The sequence below is a fragment of the Paraburkholderia phenoliruptrix genome (assembly GCF_902859825.1).
GTDB classification, from domain to species: Bacteria; Pseudomonadota; Gammaproteobacteria; order Burkholderiales; family Burkholderiaceae; genus Paraburkholderia; species Paraburkholderia phenoliruptrix.
Window position 1 is genome coordinate 34,349 of record NZ_CADIKB010000002.1, and the last position, 26,677, is coordinate 61,025.

Genomic DNA, 26,677 nt, shown 5'->3' on the forward strand with positions numbered 1-26,677 from the left:
ACTGTTGACAATGGCGGCGGAACAAAGCTTGGCGACTGAACTCATCGATGCGCGAACGGATTCGCCGCACGCGCAGGCTTCGAGCCGACGCGCGCGTGTGCTTCCCGGCGCGGTTGCGCTGATGTCGGTAGTGGTCTTTCTGGCCGCCGTGCCGTTCGCGAAGATACCGCTCGCCCAGGTGCCGGCCTTTATCCCGGTGTATGAGTCCGCGCTCGTCCTCAACGATCTGATTACCGCCGTGCTGCTGTTCGGCCAGTCGGTCATCGCCCGTTCGCGGGCGCTCGCCGCGTTGGCGAGCGGCTATCTGTACACGTCGGCGATGGCGCTTCTTCATATGCTGAGCTTTCCCGGCCTGTTTTCGCCGACGGGGCTTCTGAACGCGGGACCGCAAAGCACGGCCTGGATCTACATGTTCTGGCACGCCGGCTTTCCGATCTTCGTGATCGCCTATGCGTTGCTGAAGGACAGCAAAGAGGCGCGCATGACAGGCAAGTCCGTCGCGGCAAGCACGCTGGCGCTGACAGTGGGCGCCGTGCTCGGTCTGGCGGCGGCCATGGTCGCGCTGGCGACGGCGGGCGAATCGCTGCTGCCCCACATCATGCAGAACCACCACTACGCGCCGGCAATGCAGTGGGTCGCGGGATCGACGTGGGGCCTCTGTCTTCTCGCGCTGGTGGTGCTGTATCGGCAAAAGTCGCGCTCGACCATCGACCTATGGCTCATGGTCGTGCTATGCGCGTGGATCTGCGACGTCGCGCTCAGTGCCGTGTTCAACGAGGGCCGTTATGACCTCGGCTTCTATGTCGGGCGAATCTACGGCATGTGCGCGACGAGCTTTGTTCTGCTGTTGCTGCTAGTCGAGAACACCTTTCTTCATTCGCGCCTTGCGGCGGCACTCGACGAACTGAAGCGGCTCGCCACGACGGACCCGCTGACGGGCGTCGCCAACCGCCGCGCATTCGAAGCCGCATTGACGGCGCACTGGCAACGGGCGTTGCACGACGGGTCCACACTGTCGTTGCTGATGATCGACATCGACTTCTTCAAGCTCTTCAACGACCGCTATGGTCATGTGGAAGGCGACCGCTGCCTCGTGCTCGTCGCCGAATGTCTCGCTCGAGCCGTGCGGCGCGGCAGCGATCTGGTGGCGCGCTATGGCGGCGAAGAGTTCGTGGTGCTGTTGCCGGACACAAATGCCGCGTCGGCGGCGCACGTCGCGCGGCGGATGTGCGACGCCGTGGCGGCACTCTGCATTCCTAACGAAGGCTCACCGTCCTTTCGCAAGATCACCATCAGTGTCGGCGTCGCGAGCCGTGTTATCGATGCCGGCGCCGAGACCACGGTGCTCACGCGTGCCGCCGATCACGCGCTCTATCTCGCGAAAGCCGCGGGGCGCGGCCGCGTCGAACAGGCCGCCCATGCAGAGTGACAGCAAGACGCATGACAGGAGACGCCCGCGGGCGTCAGGCCGCTGAGCGCGTTGGAAATCCGGCCGCGGGCGCCACGGACGCGCCCGCAATGCCATGCCGCTCGAGAGAATCGGCAACGAAGCCCGAGGCCTTCATTTCCTCGACGAACATGCACAGCACGGCGGCTGCCGCTGCGCCGCGGCTTTTCGGCGTGCCCATCGCCTGTTGAATCACCATGAAGCGCTCGTCAAGCAGACGCAGCCCCGGCGTGCTTCGCGCATCGGCTTCGAGTTGCTGCTTAACGCCCGCTGCCACTTCGAGGCCCTGTTCGAGGAAGGTTCGCACGACGGTCGGCGAGGAGGGTGCACGCACGATCTGCGCGGCTTTCAACTCGCGGGTGAGAAAGAGATCGTAAGCACTGCCTTTACCGACCGCGACGCGGTTGTGCGGCTGATCGACGTCTTCGTTCGTGCGGACCGGCGATTCGTCGCGCACCATGTAAAAGCCTTCGATCAGCACATACGGCGCGGTGAAGGCAATGGTCTCGCCGCGCAACGGATCGACGGCGAAGAAGCCGCAGTCGGCGCGCTCCTCGCTCACCGCCTGCACCGATTTGCCTGCCGTGTCGAACACCACGAGCGCCAGTTCCACGCCGAGCTGCTTCGCCAAAGCACGCGCGAGATCCACGGAAACGCCGAAGGGCTCGCCGGTTTGCGGGTCTTTGTTCGCGAGGATCGGATTGCCGAGATTGAGCGACGCACGCAGCTTGCCCGTGGGCGCGAAAGCGGAGACGACACTTGGATCGATATTCATGATGTGCTTGTTGCGGCCGCTCGTGGTGGGATGAGCCGGCCGCCGACCGTGCCGCCGCCTGACTTCCTCAAAGCAATTCGATGGTAGGCCGTGGCGGATTCGAACCGCCGACCAACGGATTAAAAGTCCGCTGCTCTACCAGCTGAGCTAACGACCCGCCTCTGCGCGCCCGTCACCGGGAGCGTCTATTGACCACGGGACCACAGGCCCACGGCGAAGCGAATGCCGCCGCTGCTAGCCGATCTCGATCGTCCGGCTAGCAGGCCGCAGCGGCTCCCGCTTGGGTACCGTTAAAGTTAGCACGCCTTTGTCGAATTTGGCCAGTGCACGCTCGGGGTCCGCCTCCTCGGGCATCGGGATTGTGCGCACGAACGTTCCGTATGCGCGTTCGAGCCGGTAACAGCCGTCCTCCTCGCTGTGCACGTCCTGCTTTTTTTCGCCCCGCAATACCAGCGCGCTGTCTTCCACACTGACGGTCAGATCCTCGCGCGCCATGCCCGGCAACTCGACTGTGACGCGCAGCACCTTGCCTTCATCGACCACGTCGATACGCGGCTGGAAGCGCGACGAACTGAAATCGCCGAACCATCGTTCGAGCGCGCCGCGGCCCGCAAACGGATCGTGAAAGAACTCCTCCACTGCGCGCCACGGATCGCGTGGAAAAAGCCGCGAAATGTCAGGCCACGCGGCCCGCCACTGCTCGTTCGCCGAGGTGTCGTGCCCACTCTCCGCCTCGAGCTTGCGGCCGGAGCCGCGAAGAAACTTGAAAGGGTTCCACTTTCTCGGATCGGTGTTCATCGTATCCTCCTTCGCGTGCGATACGAAACCCGCACACCGGTGCAGACGCGCGCCTCGCGAAACACGCAGCGCGTCGCAACGCGACTGCGGAGCCGAAAATAAAATAGGTCGGCGCCGAACGAATTTCAAGTACGCTTTTTGCAGGCGATGCAGACCGCCAACGCGTCTCTATCCATAGAAAAGCTTTGTTACATGCGCACTGCGCAATCGGCTCTTGAAGTCGCCGGGCAGAGGCCTTATTTCGTTTTCCGCCGGCGTGCCGGCAACGGCTGCGTCATTGCGTTCGCGGCCGGCGGAGCCGCTTTTTGCATGTGCCGCGGCCGCGTTGCATGACATTCGAACACCTCGAATAGCTATGGAACTGACGCTCACTATCGACTCGCGTCCCTTGACGCTGGAACTCGACGACGTGGTGGCCGGCCTGCTTGCCGTTCGCCTGAACCTGCCCTCGGACGCCGACACGCGCGCAGCGCTGTGCCGTTATCTGAGCGATGCAGGCGGTCCATGGATGCTGGACGAAAACCACATGCGCAAGCGCATATTGCGGCGCCTGATTCTCGATATCGCCGATCCTGCGCTGGTCATCCGCTATCTGATGATCGAGCAACCGCACTGACGGGCGGCGCTGCGGCTTGAACGCCAGCGCTCTTTGTGCGGCGCGGCGACGGCGCGCGCCGCTCCCGGCGATGCGTCACAGCGCGGATTGCGCCATGTCTGCCGAGCTGTTGCCGGCGCGTTCCCGTTGCGCCAGTTCGATGCGGCATTTGCCGGCTCGTTTCGCGCGATAAAGCATTTCGTCGGCGCCGGCCAGCGCTTCGCCGAGGCTCTCCGCTCGCGCGCAGTCGTTGATGCCCGCGCTAAACGCAAACGCCAGCTTGCCGGTCGCCCCAGGCACCGGGCATCTGACCGCAGCGAGCACGTTGGCGATGCGTTGGGCCGCTTCGGCCATCGACGTCTGCGGAAAAAGGATCGCGAACTCTTCGCCGCCGAGCCGCCCGAACACGTCGCCCGGGCGCATATGCCGCTGCACTTCCCCGCCGAACTCGGCGAGAACGCGGTCGCCCGCGGCGTGCCCGTGGCGGTCGTTGATCGCCTTGAAATCGTCGATGTCGATAATCGCGACGCTCAGCTCTCCACCCGCGTTACGGGCCACGCGCGAAAGCGCCTCGCCGCGAGCGATGAATGCGCGGCGCACGAGGGCGCCCGTCAGGTCGTCGAACGTAGCGAGGTTCTCGACTTGCTGCATGAGCCGGTCGTTGGCCAGCATCACGAGCCCGATAGAGAGAACCGGCAGCGAAAGAATGCTGATGCCGAGAAAGCCGAAATCGGGCGCGACGTGCGTGGGCCATTGCATCGACGGATCGGCGAAAAAGGCATTCAGCATGCCGCGCGCGAAATACACGACACCGCCTATCAGCGCGGCGCAAAGCACGAGCCAATGACCGTACTGCGGCCGCCCGCCCACGCGCGAACTCCAGATGATCCAGCCCACGGCGATGCGCGAATACGCGAGCACAAACGACATGACCGCGGCGCGGGAATTAATATCGGGTGAGATCCACGTCCAGTACACCAGGGTGAACGCCGCTGCGCCCCATGCGAGGTGCTCAGCGGCCGGCGCCGCGCGCTTGCCGACGAAGGCGCGGCAGCCTTGCAGCATGAGCGACGCGCCCGCGAGCACGAACAGACACGAAGCGAGCAAGACACCCGAGGACGGACGAGCCTGCGTGACGAACAGCACGCCCGATGCCGCCGCGAACAGGCAATGCGCCGCAAGCCAGCGACGCAGTCCGGCCACCTCGTAGCGTGCGAGATAGCCCAGCACGGCTGCGCTGGAAAGGCACGAAACGAATACGGTGGCGAGTAGTGCGGCGGAACTGGACATGGTCTTCGGCGTTATTTTTTGGCCGCCTCTGCGGCGTGCGGCCTTTCATCTTTACATGGTGTCCGCTCCTGCCGTCCACTCCGGCAGCCCTCGTACGGACAAACTTCGTTTTAATCGCTCATCGCGCTAACGTTCCTTCCTTCGACGGAATGCCCACCATGCCGTCAATCCCGTGAAGCACGCGACCAGCGCCACCATCACCCAGAAACCGTGATGGTTCTCGGCAAACGGAATACCGCCCACATTCATGCCGAAGAAACCGGCCACGATATTGATCGGCATCGCGAGAACCGTCACGAGAGTCAGTGTGAACAGCGTGCGGTTATTCTGCTCTTCCAGCCGGGAAATGATCTCTTCCTGCAGCAGCCTCACGCGTTCGATCAAACCCGCCATGTCGGAAAGTACCACGGAGAACTCTTCCGTCGACTCGCGCAAGTCCTGCACGTCCTCATGCTGAAGCCAGCGCGGCGGTCTCGCGAGCAAGCGGAAAATCGCGCCAGGTTCCGGTGCCAGCATGCGCTGCAAGCGCGTCAGCATGCGTCGCATCGCGCCCAGATCGAGCCGGTTTTGCGTGGGACGCTGCGAGAGAAAACGGTCTTCGATACGATCGACGTCGGCGCTCGTGCGTCGAACGATCTGCACGAGCAGATCGGCCTGATCACGCATCAGATGAACCAGCAGTTCGACCGGCGAGCGAAATATTTCCCCTTCTTTTACAGACGCGCGCAAGCGGTCCACTGAGCGCAGCGGCTTCAATCGCGCCGTCACGATGATCCGCTGATGCGCGTAAATCCATAGTGTGGCGATCTCCGACGGGATGAACTCGAGATTGAACATCACGTCGTTCACCACCGCGCGCAGTGCGCCGTCCGCCTGTTCGATGCGCGTGGAGTGCGAGCCTTCGCGCAAGGCATCGAAAAAAGTCTCGGGCAAATTCAGTTGCGCGCGCATCCAACGCTCGCTCGCGCTGTGCGCGAGGTTGAAATGCAACCATAGGAAGTCGTCCCCATGCGCGGCGGCCCCATCCTGGTGCGCGCGCAGCCAGTCGAGCGCGTCGTCGGCGGAAATGGGCCGGCCCGCCTGCGTGGGCGAAAAGACAAAGCCGCACACAATGCCGGACGAGTCCGAGCCGTAGGTTTGCAGCAGGAGTTCTGATTTCATAAGTCTTTCAGGCTTGTTTTCCGCATCCCGTTCGTCACACGCGCAATTTACCAGCCGAAGATGAACCGCCGATGGCCGCCATCCCGACTTCATGCGACCGTCATATTGCCTTAACCGGCGGGCCGCCATAACGATTTGCCATTGAGCGAATGCTTCATAGCAAATTTCAATCGTCCGCAAACCTTTGCGCGCACTTCATCAGGGGCAACCCGCCCTAAGACATGCTGCGAGCGCGCCGTTATTGAGTTTGGCACCGGCGAAAAACGATTTCCGATCGTGTGCTGGCGACCCGGCATTGCCCGGCGTCTGAAGCCTTCACATAGTTTTCGGCCAGCAAGTGGCGACTGGAGTCCAGAATCATGAACTTTCATCATCTGTCGGAAAAGGCAAAGCTGACTGCCGCGTTTGGTTCGCTTGCGGTCGTCGTGTTGATCGTCTCCGCGAGCTCGCTGATTGCGCTCAACGACGCGAACGAGCGCTTCGCCGGCTTTGTCAGCGGCATCAATGCGCGTGCGCAGATGGCGGAGTCGTTGCGCAACGCGGTCGACGCCCGTGCAATGGCGGTGCGCAACCTCGTGCTCGTTTCGTCGCCTGCGGACGTCGACATTGAAAAGGCCGCGGTGGTCGATGCCGAGAAGCAGGTGGAAGCGAGGCTCCAACAATTCACTGCGATGGTGGCCGAAGCCAAGGACATCAGCGAGACCGCCCGTTCGCTCGCCGGTGAAATATCGCGCATCGAACAGCTCTATCGCCCCGTCGCACTCCAGATCAATAGCCTGGCATTGAGCGGTCAGCGCGATGCGGCCATTGCCGACATCGCCTCGAAATGCCGTCCGTTGCTGACTGCGTTGACGAAGGCGACCAATGCATACCTCGACGTGACCCATGAACGCGCCAAGATGATGGCGCAGGAGTCAGAGGAGCGCTTCGTGCAACAGCGCAATCTGTTGATCACGTTCTGTATCGGCGCGATTGCCCTCGCAATCGGCGCCGGCATTGTCATCACACGCGGCCTGATGCGCGCGCTCGGCGCCGAACCTGTGGCACTCGCCGAAGTCACGCGGCGGGTGGCCGAGGGCGATCTGCGCAGCGTACCCGGCGCGAGCGAGGCGCCGGCCGGCAGCGTGCTGGCTTCGATGGGCGAGATGCAGTCGAGCCTCGTGCGCCTGATCGGCAATGTCCGCAGCGCCGCCGACAGCATCGCGACCGGTTCGAGCCAGATCGCGTCGGGCAATGTCGATCTGTCGTCGCGCACGGAGCAGCAAGCGTCGTCTCTTCAGGAAACCGCCTCCAGCATGGAAGAATTGACGGCCACCGTGAAGCAGAACGCGGAGAACGCGCAGCAGGCCAGCACCTTGTCGGCCAATGCGTCTGAAGTGGCGATGAAGGGCAATGGCGTAGTCGGTGAAATGGTCGGCACGATGGGCGAGATCAGCGCGAACTCCACGCGCATTGCGGAAATTACAGGCCTGATTGAAGGCATCGCGTTCCAGACCAACATCCTCGCGCTCAATGCGGCAGTGGAAGCGGCGCGTGCCGGCGAACAGGGCCGCGGCTTCGCCGTGGTGGCGAGCGAAGTGCGCAACCTCGCGCAACGCTCGTCGAGCGCCGCAAAGGAGATCAAGGACCTGATCAGCACGTCGGTGGAAAAGATCCGGGACGGTTCGTCACTGGCCGACAAAGCGGGCATGACAATGGCAGAAGTCACCCAGGCCGTGGCGCGCGTGACGGACATCATGGGTGAAATCGCGGCGGCGTCGGCGGAACAGAGTCGCGGCATCGAACAGGTGAACCTGGCCATCACGCAGATGGACGAAGTCACGCAACAGAACGCCGCCCTGGTGGAAGAAGCGGCGGCCGCTTCGAAGTCGCTTGAAGATCAGGGTAAGCAGTTGAATCAGTCGGTGTCGTTCTTCCGTCTCGACGGTGCAGACGCCGCGACACGGCATGCGTCCGGCGCTGTGCAGCCCGCGCAGCCGCGTGCGCGGGTTGCTTCTGTGCGCAAGACTCCCGTGGTGGACAAACGCGCGGCAGGGGCGAGCTTGCGGCCGGCCGCTGTGGCGACGGCTTCCGCAGGGGCAACGGGTCACGGTGAGGGCTGGGATACTTTCTGATCGTCAATTCGAACAGCCCGCCGCACGTACCGGGCGAATTAGCGCTTCGGCGCCGTGACAAGCTGTAGCGGCGTCTCGATGACCGGCGACAATTCGCTCTGTTTTCGCTGCTCGGTCACGGCCTTCAGCGCGACGTCCATGCCGAACACGGCCTGACGGTCGGCGAACTGATTGACGGTGGCGAGCACGTGGCCGTCCGCAATCAACGGTTTGATCGCATCGATCGCGTTGTAGCCGGTGATGTACACGCTGCCGGTGCGGCCCGCGTCGCGCACCGCATCGGCCGCGCCCATTGCCATGTTGTCGTTTGCGCATAGCAAACCGCGGATTTGCGGATGCTGGCCCAGCATTTTCGAGGCGATGTCGCGGCCCTTGCCATACTCCCAGTCGCCGGCCTCGGTCGCAACAACCTGCATGCCGGCAGCGCTCATCGCTTCCCTATAGCCTGCCGTGCGCTGCTGTGCATTGCGATCGGCCGCAATGCCCTCGATGATCCCCACCTGATCGCCGGCCTTCAGCCCCTCGGCGAGATAGTTCGCCACCAGCATCGCGCCCTTGCGGTTGTCAGGGCCGACGAACGGCACGGAGATTTTCGCGGCGTCCTGCAAGGCCTCGTCGAGCGGATTGTCGATCGTGATGACGATGATGCCCGCCTTGATCGCGCGCGCGACCACCGACGTCAACCCTTTCGAGCCCGACGGCGCAAGCACGATCGCGTTCATCTTCGCGCCGATCATCTGCTCGACAATGCGGATCTGGCCGGCCGTATCGGGCTCCGTCGCGGTTCCGCTCACGGTCAGCACGAATTGCGACGCGTAGTGCTGCTGATAATTTTTCGCCGCGTTCGCCATGGCCACCGTGAACGGGTCGCTCAGCGACTTCAGCACGAGCGCGATCTTCGGCGTGCCGCTTTCCACGGCCGCTGCGCCGGCCGCGCGCGCGAGACCGGCCGCAGCCAGTGCACCGGCGATCAGCACGCGGCGGCGCATGCTCTGCGTCATGGTTGCTCTCCTTCGTGGCAGCGCTCGTCGACCGCATGAACGCCAGCGGATGAACGCGGACCGGCGGGCCCGCCAGCGGCTCGTCTCGTGGGCATCAATGAGCCTTCAGCGCGAACAGTTCGGCTGCGATCTGTTCGAATAACGGCCGGCTCGCGACATTTTCGCTAAGGCAACTATCCCTCAAGCCGGCCAGTTTTGCAGCGACCTTGGCTGACGCAAGCGAATCGCTCCAATCGCAGCGCGCGGTCAACTCCTCGAGCAGACAGCCATACGCCCTGACTTCGAGACGCTCCAGCGCCGCGCCCGCTTCGCGATTCTCCCTCGCATAGAAAGATGCGGCGCCGAAGTCTCCTAACAATACACGTGCCTGCCCATCGTGCAGAATGTTGTGCGCGTACAGGTCGCCATGCACGACGCCTTGCCGGTGCAAATGGCGGGCAGCGGAGGCAATACCGTACGCCATCTCGACCACGTCGGCGGGTTTGAAGCGCGCGGCCGCGTCGTAAATGTCGCGCGTGCACGATTCGAAGTTCGGCGGCCCGGCCAGATTGCGGTACTGCGGCGCGATCAGTTCCATCACGAGCCCGTGCGCATTGGCCGGATGGTCCTTCACTTTTCCGGCGACGGCAATCAGGTTCGGGTGATCGCCGGACTGAATGCAGGCCGCCATTTCACAGTCCGGCAAGCCGTCGCTCGTGACCGCGCCCTTGAACAGCTTCACTGCGACAGGCCGCGCCCCACTCGCCGACGTGCGAAGTTCGGCGCGGTATATCACGCCTGACGCACCCTCGCCGAGCGGCTCGTGCAGACGCAGATCGTTCCAACCGATTCCGGCTATCGGCGTATCGTCCAACGCGGCCGCCTCCAGTGCCTCGCCAAATGGATTGCCCGCATAAGCGAGCCATGCGAGGCGCGGCATGCGAAACAGCCACGCCGGCAGTTCATCGAGCCGATTCGCGGCAAGCCGCAGCAACTCGAGCCGCGAACAGGCGGCCAGTTGTTCGGGAAGACAACGCAGACGATTGCCCGCTAGCATCAACTTCTGCAGATCACTGCAACGGCCGATTTCGGGCGGCAGCGCGTCGATTTCGTTGTCCGTGAGAATCAACCAGCGCAGGCGCGGCGGCAACGCATGCCCCGCCACTGTGCGAATACGATTCGCCTTGAAGCCGACCATGCTCAGTTGCGGACACTGCCCCAGCACCGGCGGCAATTCCGTGAACGGATTATTCGACGCAAACAGAATGCGCAATTTGCGTAGCCGCGCAAAGTCGTCCGGCAGTGTGGTCAGCGCATTGCCCGACAGATCGAGAACTTCGAGCGTGTCGGCGAGATCCAGAATTTCGCGCGGAAATTCGGTCAGCCCGCACGCGAGTTTCAAGTGGCGTGTGCCCGCCAGCTGTCCCGCTTGCAGTTGTTCAAGTGTCGTTGTCACAGTGGTAGAAAGATCCGGTGGCGGCCTTGCATCGTGCGCGAAGGGTCGATTTTACTGAGTCGCGCGGCAGCGCGCTGCTTCACCGCCGCCTGTCCAAATCCTTCATACTTGACGACCACAGAGACAGCAAGATTCGAAGTGTTTCTGCGCGACGCAACGTGCACACTGAAATCGTCGCGACGCACACTTCCCTTTGCAGGAGCAGACAAGTGACTTACGCATACAAGCTGATGGACTCACCGGTCGGCCAATTGAAACTGGTTGCGCGCGGCGAATGCCTCGCCGCCATTCTGTGGGAGAACGACAAGCCCAATCGCGTGCGGCTGGGTGAAGCGATGCATGACGAGGACCGGCCGATCCTGCGTGAAGCCGAGCGCCAGTTGAACGAGTATTTCGCGGGCAAGCGGCAGGCGTTCGACCTTGCGCTCGACTTTCAGGGCACCGAGTTTCAAAAGAAAGTATGGGCCGCCTTGCTGACGATCCCCTTTGGCCAGACGCGCACTTACGCGCACATAGCCGCGCAGATCGGCAATATCAACGCGGTGCGCGCAGTCGGCGCGGCGAACGGGCGGAACCCGATTTCAATCGTGGCACCCTGCCACCGCGTGATCGGCGCGTCCGGCGAACTCACCGGTTTTGCGGGCGGCCTGGCGAACAAGATGCTGTTGCTGTCTCTGGAAGCGGGACAAACTTCGCTGGAAGCGGGCGCAGAGCGGCGAACGCCGGCCGTTAAAGGTCCGATCAAAGGTCCGATCAGAGGTCCGATCAGAGGTCCGATCAGAGGTCCGGTCAGAGAGCCGATCAAAGAGCCGATCAAAGAGCCGATCAAAGAGACGGTCAAGCCCGCTGACAAAGCTGACAAAGCTAACAAACGCCCACGGCCCGCGCCCGCACCTGCGCCCGCTCGCGAATTGCAAACCTCATTATTCGACGATTGAGGGCACGCGTCACCGCATGGCCGAAACCGAAAGCAGGCTTGCCTCGAAGCCGTCGAAGAAAGCACGCGCTGCGATCATGCAGAAGCCGGCCACCAGCTCGCCGTGATAGGCACGCAATACCGCCGACGCGCCGCCGTCTTTCGCGCCGGCGGCAACGGCCTCCCTCGCAACCGCGGCCTTGGCGCCGGCAAAGCCCTGCTTGATCGCCGCAAATGGATCGTCCGGTCCGCCGGCGGCCGAGTCGACATCCAGTACCGAAGTCAGCCCCGCAGGCACCTTCGCCTTCAACCAATACGCCTCTTCCATGCGTGTATTGAAGAAAAACACCATGGGATCGGCCGCGCCGCCGCACAGCAGGACCGGCGCTTTCGGCACCCAGTTGCGCAAATCGTTGCGCCTGAACGCCTGCCGCAGCGGCTGCATGGAATTCGCAGCCGGCGCAAGAGCCGGCGTTGCATCGGGGAAGGCGCCGTCGGGATGCGCGGCGGCATCTTCGAGCAGCGCGCGGCGATAGCTGTTGCGCACGAGGTTTGCGTCACCGAAACCTGCTGCGAACAGCGGCGCGAATGCCGGTGGCGTCAGAGACGGCGCTGCGGGCGGCGTCAGAGACGCAAACTGCGGACCCGGCGGCGTGCTGCTGAAAAGATGCGACGGCGGCAAGCTGCCTTGCGAAAAGAGCGTATCGAGCGATTGCGCGCTCGGCAGCAGGTGTTCTATATGAGGTGCATAGGCAGCTTCAAAAAACTCGGCCGGCTGGCGATACAGGTTCTTGTAGGCCCGCTGATAACCTGTGACGGCCAAGGTCGTGAAGAGCGTCGAGCCAAGCGCGACCTGCCCCGCGGTGATCGCGTCGGCTGTCGCAGCGAGCGCGTAGGGCCCGGAACCCGGAGCGGAAGCCGTCACGCTGACGCCCGCTGCCTGCAGCGCGCGATGCGTCGCGAGCGCGACAAAGCCGCCCTGCGAATAACCGGTGATGAACAGCTTGCCGTTCTCGCGTGCGGCGGCGGTCGCGCCGCTGTCTTTCATGACGATGCGCGCCGCGTGCAGCGCGTCGATCATATCGGCGGATTGCTGCTCGGCGTTCAGGTACGGATGGTACGGAAGATCCGAGCCGGCATAGCCCGCATAGTTGCTCGCCGCGACGATGTAGCCGTGAGCCGCATACATCGCGGCCACGCTCAGGCCCTCCCCGGCGCCCTCGTTGTTCGGGTCGGTCCGCGTAATGTCGGCGAGATTGTATTGGCTGTACGCGGTGGTGCCGTGGGCATACAACATCAGCGGACGCGGCCCGCTGCAGGTTCGGGACTCACCTTGCGGGATCATCAGTGCCGCGCTCGCGGTGGCCGCTTCGCCGGCGCCGCCGATGGTCCGGTAGCGGAAATACACGACCTGCACGCCGCAGACAGGCGCGCCCGCCATCTGCATGAGTTGCTGCCCGGAGGGGCTGGATGCCAGCACGTCCGACAGCGCCGCGGCGCTCAGCCGCAACGTGACGCGATGGTCGAGCAGCTGACCGCGCGCGCGGCACGCGTGATCGCAATTCGAGCCGGCCTGAGCCCTCGTGCCGATGGTCAACGCGACGCATGACAGAAGGACGAGGGCCGTGGCGCGGATAGGCTGTGGCATGCGAGGCTCCGGGCGAAATCGCTAGGATAGCGCCTGAACACCGCCAGGACGGCAAATCCTGGCGAGCCTCTCAATTCGTGATCAGGCCGCGACCGCCAGCGGGTGCGGCCGCTTGTGCGCGACCCGGCCAACGGCCACCGCATCCCCGTGCCCATCGCCCTGCACCTGAAAAGTATGAATCGACGCCTCGAGCAGCCTCGCCTGTTCGGTCAGCGTCTGCGCCACCGCAGCAGCCTGCTCCACCAGCGCCGCGTTCTGTTGCGTGACGCTGTCCATCTGCGAGACCGCGTCGCCGACCTGATCGATGCCCGCGCTCTGCTCGGCGGCAGCCGCGGCGATGTCGCGCATCACACCCGACAGCTTCGCAATAGCCTCGCTCGCCGCCTGAATCGTGGTGCCGGTCTTGTCGACCAGTTCGACGCCGTTCTCCACCCGGCCCACCGCGCGGCTGATCAGCGTGCGGATTTCCTTCGCGGCCGACGCGCTGCGCTGCGCCAGCGTGCGCACCTCGCCGGCCACCACCGCGAAGCCGCGTCCTTCGTCGCCCGCGCGAGCGGCTTCGACAGCCGCGTTCAGTGCGAGGATATTGGTCTGGAACGCAATTCCTTCGATCACCGAAATGATCTCCACCATCTTGTGCGATTCGGTCGATATCTCCTGCATCGTCGACACGGCCTCAGCCGCCATCTGCCCGCCTTGCGTGACGATCTGCTCGGCGCTCGCCGTCAGCTGGCTCGCCGTCTGCGCGTTCTCCGAGGTCTGGCGGACCATGGCCGTCATCTGCTCCATGCTGGCCGCGGTTTCTTCCAGAGAAGCCGCCTGGCTCTCGGTGCGCGAGGACAGATCCGTGTTGCCGGCAGCGATCTCGCGCGCGCCCGTCGCCACTTTGTCGGCGGCGCCGCTGATCTGCACGATGGTGTTCGCGAGCGCGTCGCGCATCTGCCGCATGGTGTGCAGCAGGCTCGAATCGTCGTCCGAACGGATCTCGATCGGAATGACCAGATTGCCCTTCGAAATTTCGCCGGCCACCTGCGCGGCGTAGGCGGGATCGCCGCCAATGGTCCGTTGAATGCTGCGATTCGTGAACGCGACGAGCGCCGATAGCAGCAGCGCAACCGCGCCGACCACCGCGCCCAGCACGTAGAGCGACTGCTTGAACGCGGCGTCGATATCGTCGACATAGGCGCCGGTCGCGATGATCCAGTCCCACGGCGCATAACGCACGACGTAACCGATTTTGCCGACCGCCGCGGACGGCGGGTTGCCCGGATGCGGGAACACGTAGTCGACGAAACCGCCCTGCGGCGCTTGCGCCACCGTCGCGAAGGTCACGTAATGATGGCGGCCGTCGGCATCCTCGACGCCCGCGAGATCCTTGCCGTCGGTCGCCGGTTTCATCGCATGCATGATCATGCGCGGCTTCGAATCGAGCACGAGGAAATAACCGTCCTCGCCGTAGCGCACGTCGCGCAGACGCGCGAGCGCCTGCTTGCGCGCGTCGGCTTCGCTGAGCGCGCCGCTTTGCGCGAGCGCCGCATATTCCTTGACGATGCTAAGCCCGACGTGGCCCACATTCACGAGGTCGTGCTTGCGCTCTTCGATGCGCGTCTCGCGCGACAACCACGCCGCCGACACCGACACGGCGAGGAGCGCCAGCAGGCTCACCACGAGCGGCAACCAGAGCTTCTGCTTGAAAGTCAATCGGTGCATGCGCGCGCCCCCTGTTTCGTCCGGTCAACGGAAGCCGGTAATCGGCTGCGCGAACCGCCGACGGTTCAGCACGCGCGCCGTGTCACACGACCACTTGACCTGTTTATCGGCAGCGCAGCGGGCGGCATGTGTAGAGACAAACCCTCTCCTCATTCTCCCGTTTGAACCGGCGAATCTGTGATGGCGAAGGTGGGGACGCGCTTGTGGTTTCGTATGAAGCGCCCCCTTAAGTTCTGTTGAGCGCTGTCGGTTTACATGGCAGGCGGCGGAGATGAATTCATTCGCGCCGCATAAATGCAATACCAATAGTTCAACCATCCGGTAATTTCACCGACGGACAAAAACGCTAGCAAGCCGAAACCCCACTCCAGATGAAAAAACTCTTCGCCACTTTCGCCATTGCCGGCACCTTGCTGACCACGGGCTGTGCAACTGTTGCACCGATGTCGCCGACCACGGCCATGAGCTCCGTCGATACGACCAAAAACTCCTACGCGCTCATGACCGTCACGTTGCGCAACGCCTATCACACGAGCTATCAACCGAGTCCGATCGTCGTCCACATGGAGCGCGGCGCTGCGGATAGCCGTTCCGACCGCCTCAATTTCAAATTCGACGATCAGGCGGCCACGACGAGCGACGCCGGCAATCACTATTTTGTCCGGCTTCCGCTTGCGCCCGGCAAATACGTCATGCGCGGTATCACCGGACAAAGCGGCATATTCCCTTTCCATGGCATGTTCTTTACGCCGCCTCATGAAACCGGGGAAATCAAACCGAATTCGATTGTTTATCTGGGCCACATCGACGCCACCGTGGTCGAACGTAAAGACGGCGAATTGCGCGCGGGCCCCGTTATTCCGCTGATCGACCAGGCGGCAACGGGTTTCAGTGGCGGCACATGGGACATTAGCGTCAGCGACCAGTTCGATCACGACGTGACGGAATTCAAAAAGGACTTCCCCGCCCTGAGCAATGCCTCGATCGAGCGAGACATCCTGCCGGCGTGGGACAAGCAAAAAGTGACCGAGTGGTGGGCCAACCACTAACTGCATAGCCCTGATGGACCGCGTGCGAGCGCCCGGCGATTCCGTTGCACGCGCACGCTTTTCCATTGCGCGAGACGCCATGCACATTTTCAACTAAGGGCAAACCCGTATAATGGCCCAAGTGGTCAGACAACTGGAATGTCCAGCCCGTCTCTCCCTTGCGCCGTCCGGCGATCCACCTTTCATCGCTTTCCTGCCCAGATCCGTGACTTCCACTGCCGCTGCTCCCGCGCTGCCCTTCCGGAACGCCCTCTTCGCGATGCTCGGCATCGGTCTCGTCAACATGCTGGTCGCCCTCGATCAGACGGTGGTCAGCACCGCGCTGCCGTCCATCGTGGCCGAGTTGCACGGCTTCGAGTACTACGCGTGGATCGCAAGCGCTTATCTGCTGGCGTCGGTCGTGACGGTGCCGGTGTTCGGCCGGCTCGGTGACTACTTCGGCCGCAAGCGCTTTGTGATCGCCGCGGTCATCACGTTCACCGTGGCCTCCGTGCTGTGCGGCGTCGCAAACGACATGTTGTTCCTCGTGATCGCGCGGGGCTTGCAGGGCGTGGGCGGCGGCATGATGGTGGGCACCGCGTTCGCGTCGATACCGGACCTCTTTCCCGATCCGCGCGCCCGCGTGCGCTGGCAGGTGGTGATGGCGGCGGCATACGGCATCGGCACGGCGGCGGGGCCGTCGCTCGGCGGATGGATGAGCGAGCACCTCGGCTGGCGCTCCACGTTTCTGATCAACCTGCCGGTCGGCGGGGCCGCGCTGTATTTCATCTGGGTGCATCTGCCGAACTTCCAGCGTCCGCATGAAGGCGAGGTCAAGATCGACTGGCTCGGCGCCGGGCTGGTGGCCGCGGTGCTCGGCGGCCTGCAGGCGTTTATCGAAGCGGTGCCGAAAGACGGCCTGACGGCCGGCAACATCACGCTCGCCGTGTGCGTGGCCGTCGGCGCAATCGCTTTATACGTATGCGAGAAGCGCGCCACGCATCCCATCATCCCGCTCGACCTCTTCAAGGACTCGCAGCTCGTCACGCTGTTTACGCTCGGCATGCTGTCCGGCTTCGTGATGTTCTCGCTGATCTTCTTCGCGCCGCTGCTGTTGCAAGGCGGGTTTGGTCTTTCCCCGCAACAGGCCGGTCTGCTCGCCACGCCTATCGCGGCATGTATCGCGATCGGCAGCGTGCTCAACACGCGCATCGTGATTCACATGAAGAAGCCCACGCGGATTCTCTCCATCGGCTTCGGGCTGCTGTTGTTTGCGTCTATCGGCATTGCATTCGCCAACGCCGGCACGCCGCATCTGTGGATCGAGTTACCGATGGCCGCGGTCGGCATCGGCCTCGGCTTCATCCTCAACAATCTGAATGTGTTCGGCCAGGAGATTGCAGGCCGCGAGCGCTTCGGTATCACGACCGCGCTGCTGCAGTCCACGCGGATGGTGGGGGGCATGCTGGGCACGAGCATCGTGGCGACGGTCGTACAGCATCACTATCGCGACGTCGTCACGCGCACCATCAGCGTGCTCGGTGAGCCGGCGGCCTCGCAGTGGCGGCCGCGCTTCGTCGACCTGCGGATTCTGATCGACGAAGCGTCGCGCCTGAAGTTGATCGCCGACATGAAACCGACGGGGCTCGACACGCTCGCCTTGATCGACACCGCGCGCGATGCGCTCGTGCAGTCCATTCACATCGGCGTGTGGCTGACGGCCGTCGCGGCACTCGCCGCTGCCTTGCTCGTGCAGCGGATTTCGCACGTGGTGTTTCGCCACGGCTAGCGTCCACGGGCTGGGCCGCTCAAGACAGGCGGCCGCTGGCGAAACGCATTGCCCTGCATTACTGCGGGCCGAGCTTCCTGATCAGCGCGTCGAGCTGCGCGAGTTCGTCTTCGGTCAGATCGGTCAGCGGCGCGCGCACCGGACCGGCATCATGCCCAACCAGCTTCGCGCCCGCCTTGACGATACTCACGGCATAACCCGCGCGACGGTTGCGAATGGCCAGATACGGCAGGAAGAATTCGTCGATGAGGCGTGAGGTGGTGGCGTGGTCGTCGGCGGCAATCGCGCGGTAGAACGCCATTGCCGTCTTCGGAATGAAGTTGAACACGGCCGACGAATACACCGGCACGCCCAGCGCCTTATACGCCGCCGCATACACTTCTGCCGTGGGCAGACCGCCAAGATACGAGAACCGGTCGCCCAGCCGGCGGCGAATCGTCACCATCGCTTCGATCTCGCCCACGCCGTCCTTGAAGCCGATCAGGTTCGGGCAACGGTCCGCGAGCTGTTCGAGCATGTCCGCATTCAGCTTTGAATTCGCGCGGTTATACACGATGACGCCGATGTTCTTCACCGCGTTGCAGACCTGCTCGACGTGCGCCGCAATGCCCTCTTGCGACGCCTCGGTCAGATAGTGCGGCATCAACAGCACGCCGCTTGCGCCAAGTCGTTCGGCCTCCTTCGCATAGTCGATTGCCACGCGGGTCGGACCGCCCGCGCCCGCGAGAATCGGCACTTTGCCTTTGCAGGTCTCCGTCGCCGTGCGGATCACGTTGGTGTAGTCGCTCCTCGTCAACGAAAAGAATTCGCCCGTGCCGCCCGCCGCGAACAGCGCAGTGGCGCCGTACGGCGCGAGCCATTCGAGCCGCTTCGCGTAGGTGTCGGCGCGAAACTCGCCTTGCGCGTCGAAGTCGGTGACGGGAAAGGACAACAGGCCCTCGGATACGATCGCTTTGAGTTCTTGCGGTGAAGTCATGATGGATGGCGTGAATATCGTCAATAGTGAATGAGCGCGCGGCGCCTCAGAGCATCAGCGCACGAGGCACGGGCGCTTGTTGTCGAACTTCCAGTTGGGAATCAGGTACTGCATCGCGACGCCGTCGTCGCGTGCGCCGAGCCCGTGCTGCTGATACAGCGCATGAGCCTTTTCGAGCGCGTCCATATCCACTTCGACGCCAAGACCCGGCTTCTGCGGCACCTTCACCTTGCCGCCGGCAATCTGCAACGGCTCGCGCGTCAGATGCTGGCCGTCCTGCCAGATCCAGTGTGTGTCGATCGCCGTGATCTTGCCGGGCGCGGCGGCCGCGACCTGCGTGAACATGGCGAGCGAGATGTCGAAGTGGTTGTTCGAATGCGAGCCCCACGTGAGGCCCCAGTCGTTGCACATCTGCGCGACCCGCACCGAGCCTTGCATGGTCCAGAAGTGCGGATCGGCAAGCGGAATGTCCACGGACTGCAGCTGGATCGCGTGGCCCATCTGACGCCAGTCGGTGGCGATCATGTTGGTCGCCGTCGGCAAGCCTGTCGCGCGACGGAATTCCGCCATGACTTCGCGGCCCGAATAGCCGTTTTCCGCGCCGCACGGGTCTTCCGCATAGGCGAGCACGTCATGCTTGTCGCGGCACAGGCGCACGGCTTCAGCGAGCGACCATGCGCCGTTCGGGTCCAGCGTGACGCGCGCGTTCGGGAAGCGTTCGGCGAGTGCCGTCACGGCTTCGATCTCCGCATCGCCGGACAGGACGCCGCCCTTCAGCTTGAAGTCGTTGAAGCCATAACGGGCCTGCGCGGCCTCGGCGAGGCGCACCACCGCTTCGGGTGTCATGGCTTCTTCCGTGCGTAGGCGCTCCCAGTCGTCGCGCCCGTCAGCGCCGCTCGCGTAGGGCAGGTCCGTCTTCTTGCGGTCGCCGATATAGAACAGGTAGCCGAGCATTTCCACTTCGTCGCGTTGCTGGCCTTCGCCGAGCAGCGCCGCAACCGGCACGCCGAGATGCTGGCCGAGCAGGTCAAGCAACGCCGCTTCGAGCGCGGTCACCGCGTGAATGGTGGTGCGCAGATCGAAGGTCTGCAGGCCGCGGCCGCCCGCATCGCGATCGGCGAACTGCGTGCGCACTTTGTTCAGGACAGCTTGCAAATTACCGATCGACTGGCCGACGACGAACGGACGCGCGTCGTCGATCGTCTTGCGGATATTCTCGCCGCCCGGCACTTCGCCGACGCCCACATGGCCTGCGCTGTCGCGCAGAATCACGACGTTGCGCGTGAAGAACGGACCATGCGCGCCGCTCAGGTTCATCAGCATGCTGTCGCGGCCCGCCACGGGCACGACGCGCAGTTCGGTGACGGTGGGCGTATCGTTGGGATGGGAAGGTTTCGTGGACATATGAACTTGACCAGTTAAGTGAGTTAGGCGTGACGATGACGAGCAATCAGTGGGCGCTGCCTTGCAGCGGATCGCGCAGCCCGTTGCCGTCGCCGCGGCGATTGCGGGCGAGGAATGCCGCCGCCGCTGCGATCAGCGAGGCGACGCCGAGCCCATACAGACCGCCGGTAATGGAACCCGTGTGCTGCTGCAGATAGCCGAAAGTGGCGGGCGCGAAGAAGCCGCCCAGATTGCCGATGGAGTTGATGAGCGCGATCACCGCCGCGGCGACGCGCGCATCCAGATAACCTTGCGGAATCGGCCAGAACAGCGAAGACGCCGCCTTGAAGCCGATCGCCGAGAAGCAGATCGCGACGAACGACAGAACCGGATTGCCCGATGTCGACGCGAACAGACCGCACGCGGCGATCACCAGCGCAACGGCGAGCCACGCCTGCTGGAAACGCCACTTCGCGGAAAGCAGCGCGAAGCAGTACATCGCGACCATGGCGATGAGCCAGGGAATCGCGTTCAGCATGCCGACTTCGAAATCGGAAAGGCCGCCGATCTTGCGGATGATGGTCGGCAGCCAGAAAGTGGCCGCGTAAATCGTCAACTGGATCGCGAAATAGAGGCCGCAGAACAGTGCGATCTGCGGATCCTTCAGCAGCTTGATGGCCGGCAGATGCGCGCCGCCGTGCGCGACGCGCTCGGCCTGCTCGGCGGCGATCGCGTCTTCGAGCACGCGCTGTTCGTCAGCGGTGAGCCACGACGCGTCGCGAACGCGCGACTTGAGGAAGATCCAGCTCACCGCGCACAGCACAATCGAGAAGCCACCTTCGATCAGGAACATCCATTGCCAGCCGTGCAGGCCCAGTCCGCGAATCGACAGCAGACTGCCGGTGATCGGACCCGACACGACCGATGCGATGGCCGAGCCCGAGAGGAAAATCGCCACGGCCTTGCCGCGCTCTTTTTGCGGCAGCCACTGCGTGAAATAGAACACCACGCCCGGAAAGAAACCGGCCTCGGCGACGCCGAGCAAAAACCGCAACACGTAAAACGACGTTTCATTCGACACGAACGCCATGGCCGCGGCCACGACGCCCCACGTGCCCATGATCCGCGTGAGCCACGCGCGCGCGCCGTATTTCTGCATCAGCACGTTCGACGGCACTTCGAAGAGTGCGTAGCCGATGAAGAACAAGCCGCTTCCGAGGCCATAGGCGGCGGCGCCGATGCCGAGGTCTGTCTTCATGTGAGCGTTGACGAAGCCGATGTTCACGCGGTCGATGTAGTTCGCGATGAACATGATCAGGAAAAGCGGCAACACATGCCGCTTGACCTTTGAAACGGCCGACGCCAATGGGTCGATTGCCGTGGTAAGAGCAGAGTTCAAGAAAGTCTCCTGTGTCGGCCGTCGGGGAGCCGTGGTCTGACGTCTGCCGGGTAGCCCGCCGAAATGGCGACGGTTACCCGGCACGAGATACGTTGTCTGACGACAGTCTACAACCGTTTCCCGTGGCTTTCCAATGTGGTGTTTACCCTGTCATTGCGCCTTTTCTCCTCTTCTGAGCGGTCGACTCGGCTGCTTGCGAAGCCCAGCCGCATTCATTTCGCTCAAAATAAGACGTCCGATGTCTTGGGTCGTGATGCGGCTCGCCCCGGCCAACAAGCCATGTATTTTTACAACAGACGCTATGATGGCTGATGTCCAGACGTCGAGTGACGTCGCCCGCGCCTGCACGGCGCGCGTTTCAGCCGATTACCAGCCGACCATCCCGAGAAATGAGCAGCCTGACTGAGAAAGTGGTGGCCACCCTTTCCGATGACATCCGCCGCGGCGTCCTGAGACCGGGCGACCGCATCCCCACCGAAGTCGCGATGATGAAACAGCTGTCGGTGAGCCGCTCCGTCGTACGCGAAGCGATTTCCCGTCTGCAGGCGGCGAAAGTCGTGGAAACGCGCCATGGGATCGGCACCTTCGTGCTCGCCCCTGCCGCCGACAAGCCGATGGAACTGCCCGCCGCCGATCTGTCGAGCATGCTCGACGTGATGGCGATCATCGAATTTCGTATTGATGTGGAAGCGGCGTCGGCCGCACTCGCCGCCGCGCGGCGCACCGAGCAGAGCCTCAAGCAGATGCGCGCGGCGCTCGCGCGCTTCGAGTCCGAACTCGAGCGCGGCAGCACCGACACGCTGGCCCACGACGTCGAGTTTCATTTGCAGATTGCGCGCGCAAGCGGCAATCGTTATTTTTTCGACGTGCTGAGCCAGTTGGGAAGCGGCGTCAGCCCGCGCACGCGCCTCGGTTCGGCGGAGATCGCGAAGCTCGACCAGATCGAAACCTTGCGCAACGTGCTCAACGAACATCAGCTGATCTATCGCGCGATAGAACGCCAGGATCCCGACGACGCCCGCGCGGCGATGCGCATGCACCTGAGCAACAGCCGCGAGCGGCTGCGCCGCGCGCATGAGGCGAGTGAGCGGGGGGAGTAGGCGCTCTTTCGACGTGAGACATCGTCTGTGTCCCGGAAACAGGGGGACTCGCGTTGGCGAAGGCGCGTGCCAGTCCCATTGCCCGACGGTCGCCTCACCGCCGATAATTGAATATCTGCGGTCTTTGCCGGAGCACCCGGCCCGACTGGAATGACCGACCTGCTTCCCAACTCTCCCGATTACGCGTTGTGGCTAACCAGCCTCAAACTGCGCGTCGAACAGGCGCGGCAACGGGCAGCGCTCTCAGTCAATCGCGAATTGATTGGGCTTTATTGGCAAATTGGCCACGACATCCTGGAGCGCCAGGAGCGTCAAGGTTGGGGCGCAAAGGTAATCGACCGGCTCGCCTCGGACCTGAAAGCCGCATTTCCCGACATGCGGAGTTTCTCGCCACGGAACCTCAAATACATGAGAGCTTTTGCCGAGGCGTAGCCAGGCGATACGTTTGTGCAGCAGGCTGCTGCACAATTGCCGTGGTTTCACCTGTGCACGCTACTCGACAAACTGAAGCTCAATACCGAACGCGAATGGTATGCCGCGAAAGCCATCGAACACGGTTGGTCGCGCAACGTGCTCGCCATGCAAATCGAAACGCGGCTGCATGAAAGGCAGGGTAATGCCGTCACCAACTTTAGCGACCGTCTCTCGTCGCCGCAATCGGATCTGGCGCGCGAAACGCTCAAGGATCCCTGTATCTTCGATTTCCTCGGCCTGACCGACGACGCGAAGGAACGCGACCTCGAATAGGCGCTGACCCAGCACATCACCCGCTTCCTGATAGAGCTCGGCGCCGGTTTTGCATTCGTGGGCCGCCAATACCGGCTGGACGTGGGCGGCGACGAGTTCTTCATCGACTTGCTGTTCTATCACCTGAAGCTCCGCTGCTACGCCATCGGGGTAGCAAAGTACCAACTACTACGAGAAGTCCCCGCACCTCTTGTGTCAGACCTACCGTCTATCGAACAGATAGAAGCCGAACTCGGCACGGATGCAGGCTAGCAAAGGCGAACAGTAGCCCCACGTCACGTCGATGCTCATGCGAGGAAATTGCGCCGTCCATCAGCGCGATGCCAGGCACGCCCCCACCCCTCACCCCGCCGCCGGCGCCTCGATCTCCAGCCCCATCAGCGCGGAACTCAGCGACTTACCGTGCGCGTCGAGCGCCAGCGAACGCGTGACACCGCCGCCGAGCGCATCGCCGAGCACGAAGTTGAACGCCGCGATGGCGGGCAATTCGTAGCGCACCACGCTGCCGCGCACGACATCGGCGAGATGCGCCTTCACGCGCTCCGGTGTCAGCACGGCGCGCAAATGCTCGTAGTGCCGAGCCTCATAGCAGATCACCGAAATATTCAGCGTATTGCCCTTGTCGCCGGTTCGGGAATGAGCAAGCTCGCGCAGTTTCATTTCACGCCTCCACCATTGTGAACGCCGGCTTCACATGCTCGCGCGGCAACAATACGGACTGCACAGCAACGACTTCGCGCGTCGATTTGACGCCGCCGCCGCCCCCGGCTGGGCCGTTTGTATACAGCGTCTCGACTTCATTGCCGATCCGCACGGCTTGTTCCAGCGACGCCGTGCGCCCGCTCACGCGTGCCCGCACTTCGTACGGCTCGGCAAAGTCAGCGGCGAGCGTCTCACCGTGCAAAGCATTCACGCCGATCAGATCGAAGCGCAATTCTTGCGTCTTAACGCCCGTCAGCGCGAGCCGCTCGCGCACGATCTCGAGCGCGAGGCGAGCCCGCGCAACCGCGCCCGGACCCGCATACGAAATCTGCCCCTCGCCGATATGACCGTCGAAGTAGGCGACCGACACTTTCAGCGTGCCGGTCCGCGGCGTGCCGTTCCCGCCGCTTACACGCACGCGGTCCGCGCCTTCCTGCTCGATGCGCACCTGCGAAAAATCGGCCACCACGTCGGGCTGCAGATAACGCTGCGGATCATGAATCTCGTAGAGCAGTTGCTCCTTGCAGGTGGCTTCCGTCACGCGTCCGCCTGCTTTCGCAAGCTTGGTGATGACCACGGCGCCGTCCGGCCCGACTTCCCCGATCGGAAAGCCGAGTCTCGCGAGCGAGGGCACGTCCTTGAAGCCAGGATCCGCGAAATAGCCGCCGGTGATTTGCCCCGCGCATTCGAGCAGATGGCCGATCACCGTCGCCTGGCCGAGCGTCCGCCAGTCGTCCATGCGCCAGCTGAACTCGTGGATCAGGGGCGCGACGAACAACGACGGATCGGCCACGCGTCCAGTCAGGACGATCTGGGCGCCGGCCGCGAGCGCCTCGACAATCGCACCGGCGCCGAGGTAAGCATTCGCGGAGACAAGCCGGGTGTCGTAGTCCGCGACGCGCTCGCCGGATTCCTCGAAGCGATAGTCGCCGGCGCGGACCGCGTCGAGCACATCGTCGCCCGTCACGGCAGCAATCTTGATGTCGCCAAGCCCGAGAGAGCGCGCGATTTCCGCCGTCTTCCGCGCCGCCGCCAGCGGATTCGCCGCGCCCATGTTCGAGACAATGCGCACGCCGTTGCGCAGCGCCGCGGGCAGTACCGCCTTCATGCGCGTTTCGAGCAACGGGTCGTAGCCGAGTTCGGGCTCTTTGCTGCGCGCCTGCTGCGCAATGGCAATGGTGCGTTCGGCGAGGCACTCGAACACGAGGTAATCCAATGCGCCGTGCTCCGCGAGTTCGACCGCGGGCTCGATGCGGTCGCCCGAATAGCCCGCGCCCGCGCCGATTCGCACAACGCGTTGATGCTGAGTGGCTGTCATGCTGCTCACACCTGTTTGCGTCAAGCTCAAAGTGAAAATACCCCTAAGGCGACGCACGCAATCGTCATCACGATAGTGGCGCCGAACAACAAGGGAAACGTGAATCGCTGATGATCGGCGAGATCGATGCCGCACAAGCCGACCACGAGGAAAGTGGCGGGCGTCAACGGGCTGACCGGAAATCCCGTCGTCATCTGGCCGAGCAATGCGGCCTGGCCGACGTGGACCGCGGGCACGCCCAGTTGACCCGCCACCTCCGCGATAACCGGCAGGACACCGAAGTAAAACGAGTCGGGATCGAACAGCATGCTAAGCGGCATGGACAGGATGCCGAGCGCGAACGGAATATGGCTCGCCATGGCCGGCGGAACGAAGCCCACCGCGGCTTGCGCCATTGCCTTCAACATTCCGCTACCCTGCATTACGCCGGTGAACACGCCGGCCGCGAGCAGGATGCCGGCCATCATCAACGCCGCGCGCGCGTGGGCGTCGATACGTTTGCGCTGCATGTCGACGTTCGGGTAGTTGACCATCAACGCGACGCACAATCCCACCATGAACATGATGGCGGGCGGAATCTTTTCGCCCATCACGACCATCGTGCCGAGCACGACGAGCGTGAGCACGATGTTGAACCAGAAGTTCTGCGGGCGGCGCAGGGCCTGCTCGTCGGGCGTCAGTTCTCGTTTGGGCATCGGCACGGAGCCGCTTGCTGCGCTGAGGCCAAGCCGCTTTTCCTCGCGGCGCCCGAGCCAGAACGCGACGCCGAACACGAAGACAAGGCCGATTGCCTGCACCGGAATGAGCGGATTGAACAACGACGAAACCGGCAGATGCAGCGAAGCGGACGCGCGAATCATCGGGCCCGTCCATGGCAGAAAGTTGATGCCCGCCGCCATCGACACCGCCGCGGCCAGCACGCGCCGATCCATTTTCAGACGGTCGTAGAGCGGCAGCATCGCCGGAATGGTGACGAGGAAACACACCGCGCCCGAGCCGTCGAGGTGAATCAAGAGCGCGAGCAGCGTCGTGCCCATCACAATGCGCGTGGGCCGCGTGCCGACCGCGCGCAGAATGCGGTCGATGATCGGGTCGAGCGTGCCCGCGTCGGTAATGGTGCCGAAGTAAAGAATCGCGAACACGAACATGCCGACGACGGGCGCGAGGCCCTTCAGCCCGTCGATCACGAACTTGCTCGTTTGAAAGCCGAATCCGCCGATCAGCGACGCGGCGATCGGCACGATGATGAGCGCCACCAGCGGCGACATACGTTTCGACAGAATGGCGCCGAGCAGCACGACGATGGTGGCGAGCCCCAGCAATGGCAGCATGTGCTTGTCTCCGA

At 63.5% G+C, this 26,677-nt stretch carries 21 protein-coding genes, 1 tRNA gene and 1 pseudogene; 8 read left to right on the forward strand and 15 right to left on the reverse strand.

Annotation, left to right across the window (positions count from 1 at the left end; all coding sequences use genetic code 11):
* Window positions 1–28: 28 nt before the first annotated feature.
* Window positions 29–1,429, forward strand: a complete 1,401-nt coding sequence (locus tag HV711_RS02925; protein WP_035481552.1) for a GGDEF domain-containing protein — start codon at window positions 29–31, stop codon at window positions 1,427–1,429.
* Window positions 1,430–1,463: 34 nt separating this feature from the next.
* On the opposite strand, the gene HV711_RS02930 is transcribed toward HV711_RS02925, so the two are convergent.
* The 3 genes from HV711_RS02930 to HV711_RS02940 form a co-directional block, all read right to left on the reverse strand.
* The gene (locus HV711_RS02930) at window positions 1,464–2,222 is read right to left on the reverse strand and encodes an ABC transporter substrate-binding protein (RefSeq protein ID WP_035481494.1); all 759 of its coding nucleotides are present in this window, start codon (window positions 2,220–2,222) and stop codon (window positions 1,464–1,466) included.
* Window positions 2,223–2,303: 81 nt separating this feature from the next.
* Window positions 2,304–2,379 (reverse strand) — tRNA-Lys (locus HV711_RS02935).
* Between the two features lie 77 nt (window positions 2,380–2,456).
* A complete protein-coding gene (locus tag HV711_RS02940) occupies window positions 2,457–3,020 on the reverse strand; it encodes an Hsp20/alpha crystallin family protein (RefSeq protein ID WP_035481495.1) in 564 nt (187 codons plus the stop codon).
* A gap of 355 nt (window positions 3,021–3,375) precedes the next feature.
* On the opposite strand from HV711_RS02940, the gene HV711_RS02945 reads away from it, so the two are divergent.
* Window positions 3,376–3,636: a hypothetical protein gene (locus HV711_RS02945; protein WP_013591030.1), complete on the forward strand. Its 261-nt coding sequence runs from the start codon at window positions 3,376–3,378 to the stop codon at window positions 3,634–3,636.
* 75 nt (window positions 3,637–3,711) lie between these two features.
* On the opposite strand, the gene HV711_RS02950 is transcribed toward HV711_RS02945, so the two are convergent.
* Window positions 3,712–4,905: a GGDEF domain-containing protein gene (locus tag HV711_RS02950; protein ID WP_028362751.1), complete on the reverse strand. Its 1,194-nt coding sequence runs from the start codon at window positions 4,903–4,905 to the stop codon at window positions 3,712–3,714.
* Between the two features lie 126 nt (window positions 4,906–5,031).
* The gene (locus HV711_RS02955; RefSeq protein WP_014972464.1) at window positions 5,032–6,066 is read right to left on the reverse strand and encodes a transporter; all 1,035 of its coding nucleotides are present in this window, start codon (window positions 6,064–6,066) and stop codon (window positions 5,032–5,034) included.
* A gap of 359 nt (window positions 6,067–6,425) precedes the next feature.
* Between HV711_RS02955 and HV711_RS02960 the strand changes: the two genes are divergently transcribed.
* A complete protein-coding gene (locus HV711_RS02960) occupies window positions 6,426–8,180 on the forward strand; it encodes a methyl-accepting chemotaxis protein (protein ID WP_035481497.1) in 1,755 nt (584 codons plus the stop codon).
* 38 nt (window positions 8,181–8,218) lie between these two features.
* On the opposite strand, the gene HV711_RS02965 is transcribed toward HV711_RS02960, so the two are convergent.
* Both HV711_RS02965 and HV711_RS02970 read right to left on the reverse strand, forming a co-directional pair.
* Complete coding sequence (locus HV711_RS02965) at window positions 8,219–9,181, reverse strand: substrate-binding domain-containing protein (protein WP_035481499.1); 963 nt, start codon at window positions 9,179–9,181, stop codon at window positions 8,219–8,221.
* A gap of 94 nt (window positions 9,182–9,275) precedes the next feature.
* Complete coding sequence (locus HV711_RS02970; protein WP_035481500.1) at window positions 9,276–10,616, reverse strand: leucine-rich repeat-containing protein kinase family protein; 1,341 nt, start codon at window positions 10,614–10,616, stop codon at window positions 9,276–9,278.
* Window positions 10,617–10,825: 209 nt separating this feature from the next.
* Here HV711_RS02970 and HV711_RS33900 point away from each other — a divergent pair, with 209 nt between their 5' ends.
* The gene (locus tag HV711_RS33900) at window positions 10,826–11,554 is read left to right on the forward strand and encodes a methylated-DNA--[protein]-cysteine S-methyltransferase (protein ID WP_425195016.1); all 729 of its coding nucleotides are present in this window, start codon (window positions 10,826–10,828) and stop codon (window positions 11,552–11,554) included.
* 9 nt (window positions 11,555–11,563) lie between these two features.
* Here the strand turns inward: HV711_RS33900 and HV711_RS02980 are convergent, their stop codons facing one another.
* Both HV711_RS02980 and HV711_RS02985 read right to left on the reverse strand, forming a co-directional pair.
* The gene (locus HV711_RS02980; protein ID WP_035481502.1) at window positions 11,564–13,180 is read right to left on the reverse strand and encodes an alpha/beta hydrolase family protein; all 1,617 of its coding nucleotides are present in this window, start codon (window positions 13,178–13,180) and stop codon (window positions 11,564–11,566) included.
* Window positions 13,181–13,261: 81 nt separating this feature from the next.
* Entirely contained in the window at window positions 13,262–14,890 is a 1,629-nt protein-coding gene (locus tag HV711_RS02985) for a methyl-accepting chemotaxis protein (RefSeq protein WP_035481503.1), read from the reverse strand.
* A 371-nt stretch (window positions 14,891–15,261) separates the two neighbouring features.
* Here HV711_RS02985 and HV711_RS02990 point away from each other — a divergent pair, with 371 nt between their 5' ends.
* Window positions 15,262–15,939: a hypothetical protein gene (locus tag HV711_RS02990; protein ID WP_035481505.1), complete on the forward strand. Its 678-nt coding sequence runs from the start codon at window positions 15,262–15,264 to the stop codon at window positions 15,937–15,939.
* Window positions 15,940–16,198: 259 nt separating this feature from the next.
* Entirely contained in the window at window positions 16,199–17,707 is a 1,509-nt protein-coding gene (locus HV711_RS02995; RefSeq protein ID WP_035481506.1) for an MFS transporter, read from the forward strand.
* A 58-nt stretch (window positions 17,708–17,765) separates the two neighbouring features.
* Here the strand turns inward: HV711_RS02995 and kdgD are convergent, their stop codons facing one another.
* Genes kdgD through HV711_RS03010 form a run of 3 tightly spaced genes read right to left on the reverse strand, consistent with a single transcriptional unit; the run spans window position 17,766 to window position 21,465 of the window.
* Window positions 17,766–18,683: a 5-dehydro-4-deoxyglucarate dehydratase gene (gene kdgD / locus HV711_RS03000; RefSeq protein WP_013591040.1), complete on the reverse strand. Its 918-nt coding sequence runs from the start codon at window positions 18,681–18,683 to the stop codon at window positions 17,766–17,768.
* 54 nt (window positions 18,684–18,737) lie between these two features.
* Entirely contained in the window at window positions 18,738–20,087 is a 1,350-nt protein-coding gene (gene gudD, locus HV711_RS03005; RefSeq protein WP_013591041.1) for a glucarate dehydratase, read from the reverse strand.
* A gap of 46 nt (window positions 20,088–20,133) precedes the next feature.
* Entirely contained in the window at window positions 20,134–21,465 is a 1,332-nt protein-coding gene (locus tag HV711_RS03010) for an MFS transporter (protein WP_013591042.1), read from the reverse strand.
* A 389-nt stretch (window positions 21,466–21,854) separates the two neighbouring features.
* On the opposite strand from HV711_RS03010, the gene HV711_RS03015 reads away from it, so the two are divergent.
* Window positions 21,855–22,565 (forward strand): FadR/GntR family transcriptional regulator, encoded by a 711-nt coding sequence (locus HV711_RS03015; RefSeq protein WP_013591043.1) that lies wholly within the window; start codon window positions 21,855–21,857, stop codon window positions 22,563–22,565.
* A 150-nt stretch (window positions 22,566–22,715) separates the two neighbouring features.
* A pseudogene (locus tag HV711_RS03020) lies at window positions 22,716–23,564 on the forward strand (PDDEXK nuclease domain-containing protein).
* A 90-nt stretch (window positions 23,565–23,654) separates the two neighbouring features.
* On the opposite strand, the gene HV711_RS03025 reads toward HV711_RS03020, so the two are convergent.
* From HV711_RS03025 to HV711_RS03035, 3 genes are read right to left on the reverse strand one after another with little or no spacing between them, the layout of a single operon-like run.
* Window positions 23,655–23,972, reverse strand: coding sequence for an AtuA-related protein (locus HV711_RS03025; protein ID WP_014972474.1), 318 nt, complete (start codon window positions 23,970–23,972; stop codon window positions 23,655–23,657).
* 1 nt (window position 23,973) lies between these two features.
* Complete coding sequence (locus HV711_RS03030; RefSeq protein WP_035481510.1) at window positions 23,974–25,332, reverse strand: acyclic terpene utilization AtuA family protein; 1,359 nt, start codon at window positions 25,330–25,332, stop codon at window positions 23,974–23,976.
* Window positions 25,333–25,358: 26 nt separating this feature from the next.
* Entirely contained in the window at window positions 25,359–26,663 is a 1,305-nt protein-coding gene (locus tag HV711_RS03035) for a CitMHS family transporter (RefSeq protein ID WP_028362759.1), read from the reverse strand.
* Window positions 26,664–26,677 lie beyond the last annotated feature (14 nt).

Coding starts and splice junctions, on each gene's coding strand:
- HV711_RS02930 (WP_035481494.1), bottom strand. CDS start 2,222: ATGAATATCGATCCAAGTGTCGTCTCCGCTTTCGCGCCCACGGGCAAG.
- HV711_RS02940 (WP_035481495.1), bottom strand. CDS start 3,020: ATGAACACCGATCCGAGAAAGTGGAACCCTTTCAAGTTTCTTCGCGGC.
- HV711_RS02945 (WP_013591030.1), top strand. CDS start 3,376: ATGGAACTGACGCTCACTATCGACTCGCGTCCCTTGACGCTGGAACTC.
- HV711_RS02950 (WP_028362751.1), bottom strand. CDS start 4,905: ATGTCCAGTTCCGCCGCACTACTCGCCACCGTATTCGTTTCGTGCCTT.
- HV711_RS02955 (WP_014972464.1), bottom strand. CDS start 6,066: ATGAAATCAGAACTCCTGCTGCAAACCTACGGCTCGGACTCGTCCGGC.
- HV711_RS02960 (WP_035481497.1), top strand. CDS start 6,426: ATGAACTTTCATCATCTGTCGGAAAAGGCAAAGCTGACTGCCGCGTTT.
- HV711_RS02965 (WP_035481499.1), bottom strand. CDS start 9,181: ATGACGCAGAGCATGCGCCGCCGCGTGCTGATCGCCGGTGCACTGGCT.
- HV711_RS02980 (WP_035481502.1), bottom strand. CDS start 13,180: ATGCCACAGCCTATCCGCGCCACGGCCCTCGTCCTTCTGTCATGCGTC.
- HV711_RS02985 (WP_035481503.1), bottom strand. CDS start 14,890: ATGCACCGATTGACTTTCAAGCAGAAGCTCTGGTTGCCGCTCGTGGTG.
- HV711_RS02990 (WP_035481505.1), top strand. CDS start 15,262: ATGAAAAAACTCTTCGCCACTTTCGCCATTGCCGGCACCTTGCTGACC.
- HV711_RS02995 (WP_035481506.1), top strand. CDS start 16,199: ATGCTCGGCATCGGTCTCGTCAACATGCTGGTCGCCCTCGATCAGACG.
- kdgD (WP_013591040.1), bottom strand. CDS start 18,683: ATGACTTCACCGCAAGAACTCAAAGCGATCGTATCCGAGGGCCTGTTG.
- gudD (WP_013591041.1), bottom strand. CDS start 20,087: ATGTCCACGAAACCTTCCCATCCCAACGATACGCCCACCGTCACCGAA.
- HV711_RS03015 (WP_013591043.1), top strand. CDS start 21,855: ATGAGCAGCCTGACTGAGAAAGTGGTGGCCACCCTTTCCGATGACATC.
- HV711_RS03025 (WP_014972474.1), bottom strand. CDS start 23,972: ATGAAACTGCGCGAGCTTGCTCATTCCCGAACCGGCGACAAGGGCAAT.
- HV711_RS03030 (WP_035481510.1), bottom strand. CDS start 25,332: ATGACAGCCACTCAGCATCAACGCGTTGTGCGAATCGGCGCGGGCGCG.
- HV711_RS03035 (WP_028362759.1), bottom strand. CDS start 26,663: ATGCTGCCATTGCTGGGGCTCGCCACCATCGTCGTGCTGCTCGGCGCC.